Here is a 4,751-nt window from a genome sequence, read left to right as displayed (position 1 = left end):
GTTCGGGCCGATCCCGTTCGCCGTGCTGATCGGCGGGGCGGTGGTCATGGCGGCCCGGCGGCGGCTGACGCGGGAAGACGTTCTGCTGCTCTGCTTCGCCCTGCCGCCGCTGCTGATCGTCGCCACCCAGGCCTTCATCAGCCGGGCCAACGCCAACTGGTCCGGCGCGGCCTATCTGCCGGGTGCGGTGCTGGCCGCGACCTGGCTGCTGCGCTGGCGGGCGCGCCGCTGGCTGGCGGCGGCTGTGATCCTGCAGGCCGTGCTGGCGATGCTGTTCTGGGTCTGGTGCGTGGCCCCGCACACCGCCGAGGCCATGGGCATGGCCAATAGCTTCAAGCGCGCCAAGGGCTGGTCGCAGATGACCGATGCGGTGATCGACCGCGCCCGATCGGAGCACGGCCTGACCGCGATCGCCGTCAACAACCGCTTCCTCTACAACGCCATGGCCTACTACGCGCGCGACTACCTGCGCCGCCCTGACGCTCCGCCGCTGACTATCTGGCTGTTGGAGGCGACGCCGCAGAACCAGGCCGAGACCACCGCCCCGCTCAACCGGGCCAACGGCGCGCGCGTGCTCGCCGTCAGCCTGGAGCAGACCTACCGCGACCGGATGGTCGGCGACTTCACGCGGGTGTCGGGGCAGGAGTTCGTCGGCGTGCGGCTGGACCGCAAGCGCTCGCGCCGCGCCGAGATGTTCATCGGCGAGGGTTTCGCGCCGCGTCCGCGCGCAGCGCTCAGCGGCCCGCCCACACAGCCTTGATCGCCCGGTCGCGACCGCAGCCGACGCGGTAGGCGTTGTAGGCCACCGGGTTCTTGCGCGCGTAGTCCTGGTGGTACGCCTCCGCCGGCCAGAAGGTGGAGGCCGGCAGCACCTTGGTCGCCACCGGCTTGCCCAGCACCTTGCTGATCTGCGCCTTGACCGCCTCGGCGCTGGCCCGCTCGTCGGCGTCGGCGACGAACACCGCGGTGCGGTAGGACTCGCCCTGATCGCAGATCTGGCCGTTCGGGTCGGTCGGGTCGATGTGGCGGAAGAAACCGGCGACCAGCTTGGTGTAGCTGGTCTTGGCCGGATCGTAGGTGACCTTGATCGCCTCCAGGTGGCCGGCGTGGTTACCGTAGGTGGGATTGACCCGCGCGCCGCCGGAGTAGCCGACCACCACATTGGTCACGCCGGGCAGGTGCTCGGTGTCGTGTTCGGCGGACCAGAAGCAGCCGCCGGCGAAGATCGCGGTCTTCAGAGGAGCCGCAGCGCCGGCCGCGCCGCCAAGGGTCAGGGCCAGGCCCGCCGTGATCGCCAACAGATTCCGTCGCATCGCAGTCTCCTTCGCCCCTTGTACGATCATACGTAGGGGCTCGCGACGCGGATGCAGGCTCGCCTAGCCGCCGATCGCCTCGAACGCGGCTTCGGTCTTGGCGCGGATCTCGTCCAGCGACACGCCCGGCGCACGCTCGAGGAGCTTCAGTCCGCCATTGATGTCGAAGACGCCAAGGTCGGTGACCACCAGGTCGACCACGCGGGCGCCGGTCAGCGGCAGGGTGCAGGCCTTCAGCAGCTTCGGCGCGCCCGACTTCTCGACGTGCTCCATGACGATGACCACGCGCTTGACGCCGGCCACCAGGTCCATCGCCCCGCCCATGCCCTTGACCACCTTGCCAGGCACCATCCAGTTCGCCAGGTCGCCTTCGGCCGAGACCTGCATCGCGCCCAGGATCGACAAGTCGATGTGCCCCCCGCGGATCATCGCGAAGCTGTCGGCGGACGAGAAGTAGGACGAGCTGTCCAGTTCGGTGATGGTCTGCTTGCCGGCGTTGATCAGGTCGGCGTCCTCTTCCCCCTCGAAGGGGAACGGGCCCATGCCCAGCATGCCGTTCTCGCTCTGCAGCGTGACTTCGATGCCTTCGGGGATGTAGTTGGCGACCAGGGTCGGGATGCCGATGCCGAGGTTGACGTAGAAGCCGTCCTTCAGCTCGCGCGCCGCGCGCGCCGCCATGTCTTCGCGGGTCCAGGCCATCAGGCGCTCGCCTTGTCTGCAGCGGCCACGCGCGGCCGGGTGGTGACCCGCTCGATCCGCTTCTCGAACACCGCGCCCTTGATCAGTCGGTCGACGAAGATGCCCGGCGTGTGGACGTGGTCAGGGTCCAGCGTACCCGCCGGGACGATGTGTTCGACCTCGACGACGGTCTTCTTGCCGGCGGTGGCCATCATCGGATTGAAGTTCCGCGCGGTCTTTCGGTAGACGAGGTTGCCGGCATCGTCGCCGGTATGAGCCTTGACGATCGACAGATCGGCCACAAGGCCGCGCTCCATGACGTAGAGCTCGCCGTCGAACTCGCGCACTTCCTTGCCTTCGGCGACCAGGGTGCCGACGCCGGTCTTGGTGAAGAAAGCGGGCACGCCCGCGCCGCCGGCTCGGATCCGCTCGGCCAGGGTGCCCTGCGGATTGAATTCCAGCTCCAGCGCGCCCGACAGATAGAGCTGCTCGAACAGCTTGTTCTCGCCGACATACGACGAGACCATCTTCTTGATCTGGCCGTTCTCCAGCAACAGGCCCAGGCCGAAGCCGTCGACGCCGCAGTTGTTGGAGATCACGGTGAGGTTCTTGACCCCCGAGGCGCGGATCGCCGCGATCAGGTTCTCGGGGATGCCGCTGAGGCCGAAGCCTCCCGCCATGATCGTCATGCCGTCGAAAAGCAGCCCGTCCAGCGCTTCGGCGGCGTCCTTATAGAGCTTTCTGGCCATGCAGCCGTGTTACGCGGCGCCGCAGCATTTGCAAGCCCGCAGCCATGAATTGCCCCGCGCGAATCCCGGAGCGAACGTCCATAATCCACGCATGGCGCAAACCTTGACCACCAACGCTCGCCGGAACGGCGCCTGAATGGATCAGCATTCGATCCTGCTGCAGGCGCTGGTTTATCTCGCCGCCGGCGTGATCTCGGTGCCGATCGCCAAGCGGTTGGGCCTGGGCTCAGTGCTCGGCTATCTGGTCGCCGGCGCGGCGATCGGCCCCTACGCCCTGAACCTGGTCGGCGAGGCCGGCGACGTCATGCGCGTCGCCGAGTTCGGCGTGGTCATCCTGCTGTTCCTGATTGGGCTGGAGGTGCGTCCTGCGCTGCTGTGGCGCATGCGCGGCGCGATCTTCGGCCTCGGCGGCGCGCAGCTCGTCGGGACCGCCGCTGTGCTGGCCGCGGCCGGCATGGCGATGGGGTTGGACGGACGCACGGCGCTCGCCGCCGGCCTGATCCTGGCCCTGTCGTCCACCGCCATCGTCCTGCAGAGCCTGGAGGAGAAGGGCCTGCGCCAGGGCGCGATCGGCGAGGCGGCGTTCGGCGTGCTGCTGTTCCAGGACCTGGCGGTGATCCCGCTGTTCGCCCTGCTGCCGTTGCTGGGCTCGGGCGTCGGCCATGCGGAGGCCTCGGGCCACGGCTCGGCGCTGCTCGACGGCCTGCCGGGCTGGGTCGGCGCGCTGGCGGTGATGGCCGCTGTCGGCGTCGTGGTCGTCGGCGGTCGCTATCTGACCCGGCCGATGTTCCGGTTCATCGCCGCGGCCAGGCTGCGCGAGATCTTCACCGCCTCGGCCCTCCTGCTGGTGGTGGCGGTCGCCGCCCTGATGCAGCTCGTCGGCCTGTCGCCGGCCCTGGGCGCCTTCCTGGCCGGCGTGCTGCTGGCCGAGAGCGAATTCCGCCGCGAGCTCGAGACCGACATCGAGCCGTTCCGCGGCCTGTTGCTGGGCCTGTTCTTCATCACCGTCGGCGCGGGCCTGAACTTCGGCCTGGTGGCAAACGCACCGGTGATGATCGTCTCGCTGGCGGTCGGCCTGATGGTCGTGAAGTTCCTGGCCATGTGGGGCGTCGGCCTGGTCTTCCGGCGCAACCGCAAGGACGCCGCCACCGTCGCGGTGTCCCTGGCGCAGGGCGGGGAGTTCGCCTTCGTCCTGCTGGGCTTCGTCCAGGGTTTCCGCGTGCTCAGCGCCGAACAGGCCGGGATCGCTACCGCGGTTGTCGCCCTGTCCATGGCTCTTACCCCCATCGCCTTCGTCGTCTACGAACGACTGGTCCTCAATCGGGTGGTCCCAGGCGCTGAGCCCGAGCAGCTGGACTTCGACACCGGCGTTCCCGACGTGATCGTCGCGGGCTTCGGCCGCTTCGGACAGATCGCCACCCGCCTGCTCACTGCCAACGAGTTCAAGGTGGTGCTGCTGGACTCATCCATCGAGCAGATCGACGTGATCCGCCGCTTCGGCTGGGCGGTGCACTATGGCGACGCCACCCGCCTCGACCTGTTGCGCGCCGCGGGCGCGGACAAGGCCAAGCTGCTGCTGATCGCCATCGACGACAAGGACAAGGCTGTCGAGCTGGTGCGGGCCGCCACGGAGTACTTCCCCAACCTCACCATCATCTCCCGCGCCTTTGACCGCCGCCACGCCTATGAGTTGCTCGACGCCGGCGCCGACGGGGTCCAGCGGGAGACCTTTGAGAGCGCCCTGGGCTTTGGTCGCAAGGCCCTGATCCGCCTTGGCCTGTCCGAACGACGGGCCGTGAAGGCCGCCAACGTGTTCCGCGAACACGACATGGCCCTCTTCAACAAGCTGGCCCCCGTGCATGGCGAACAGGAGCGCTACATCATGGCCACCCGCGACAGCCGGGCCACCATGGACAAGCTGCTGACCGCCGAAATGCGCCGCCTCTCTCTGGAGGAGGCCGAGGATGCCGACAATGACGCAGCCGAGGCGACGAGACAGCGGTTGGAGGCC

Annotated in this window: 4 protein-coding genes and 1 pseudogene; 2 read left to right on the top strand and 3 right to left on the bottom strand. The window is 68.6% G+C overall.

Features of this window, described 5'->3' with window-relative positions; all coding sequences use genetic code 11:
- Positions 1 to 760: pseudogene (locus Q8M88_RS01675) on the top strand (4-amino-4-deoxy-L-arabinose transferase); the annotation flags it as partial.
- On the opposite strand, the gene msrA reads toward Q8M88_RS01675, so the two are convergent.
- The 3 genes from msrA to Q8M88_RS01660 all read right to left on the bottom strand — a co-directional run bounded on the left by msrA (position 735) and on the right by Q8M88_RS01660 (position 2,740).
- Entirely contained in the window at positions 735 to 1,313 is a 579-nt protein-coding gene (gene msrA / locus Q8M88_RS01670) for a peptide-methionine (S)-S-oxide reductase MsrA (protein WP_305594437.1), read from the bottom strand. The pseudogene Q8M88_RS01675 and the gene msrA sit on opposite strands and share 26 nt — an antisense overlap.
- Positions 1,314 to 1,376: 63 nt before the next feature.
- Positions 1,377 to 2,012 carry a 3-oxoacid CoA-transferase subunit B gene (locus tag Q8M88_RS01665; protein WP_305594435.1) on the bottom strand — a complete coding sequence of 212 codons (636 nt, stop codon included), beginning with the start codon at positions 2,010 to 2,012 and terminating at the stop codon, positions 1,377 to 1,379.
- Positions 2,012 to 2,740 (bottom strand): CoA transferase subunit A, encoded by a 729-nt coding sequence (locus tag Q8M88_RS01660; protein WP_305594433.1) that lies wholly within the window; start codon positions 2,738 to 2,740, stop codon positions 2,012 to 2,014. The genes Q8M88_RS01665 and Q8M88_RS01660 overlap by 1 nt, the downstream gene beginning before the upstream one ends.
- Before the next feature lie 136 nt (positions 2,741 to 2,876).
- Between Q8M88_RS01660 and Q8M88_RS01655 the strand changes: the two genes are divergently transcribed.
- On the top strand, positions 2,877 to 4,751 hold a 1,875-nt coding region (locus Q8M88_RS01655), incomplete at its 3' end, for a monovalent cation:proton antiporter-2 (CPA2) family protein (protein ID WP_305594431.1).

It is taken from the genome of Phenylobacterium sp. (assembly GCF_030693805.1).
Lineage (GTDB): Bacteria > Pseudomonadota > Alphaproteobacteria > Caulobacterales > Caulobacteraceae > Phenylobacterium.
This window is presented reverse-complemented; position numbering and strand designations above follow the sequence as displayed.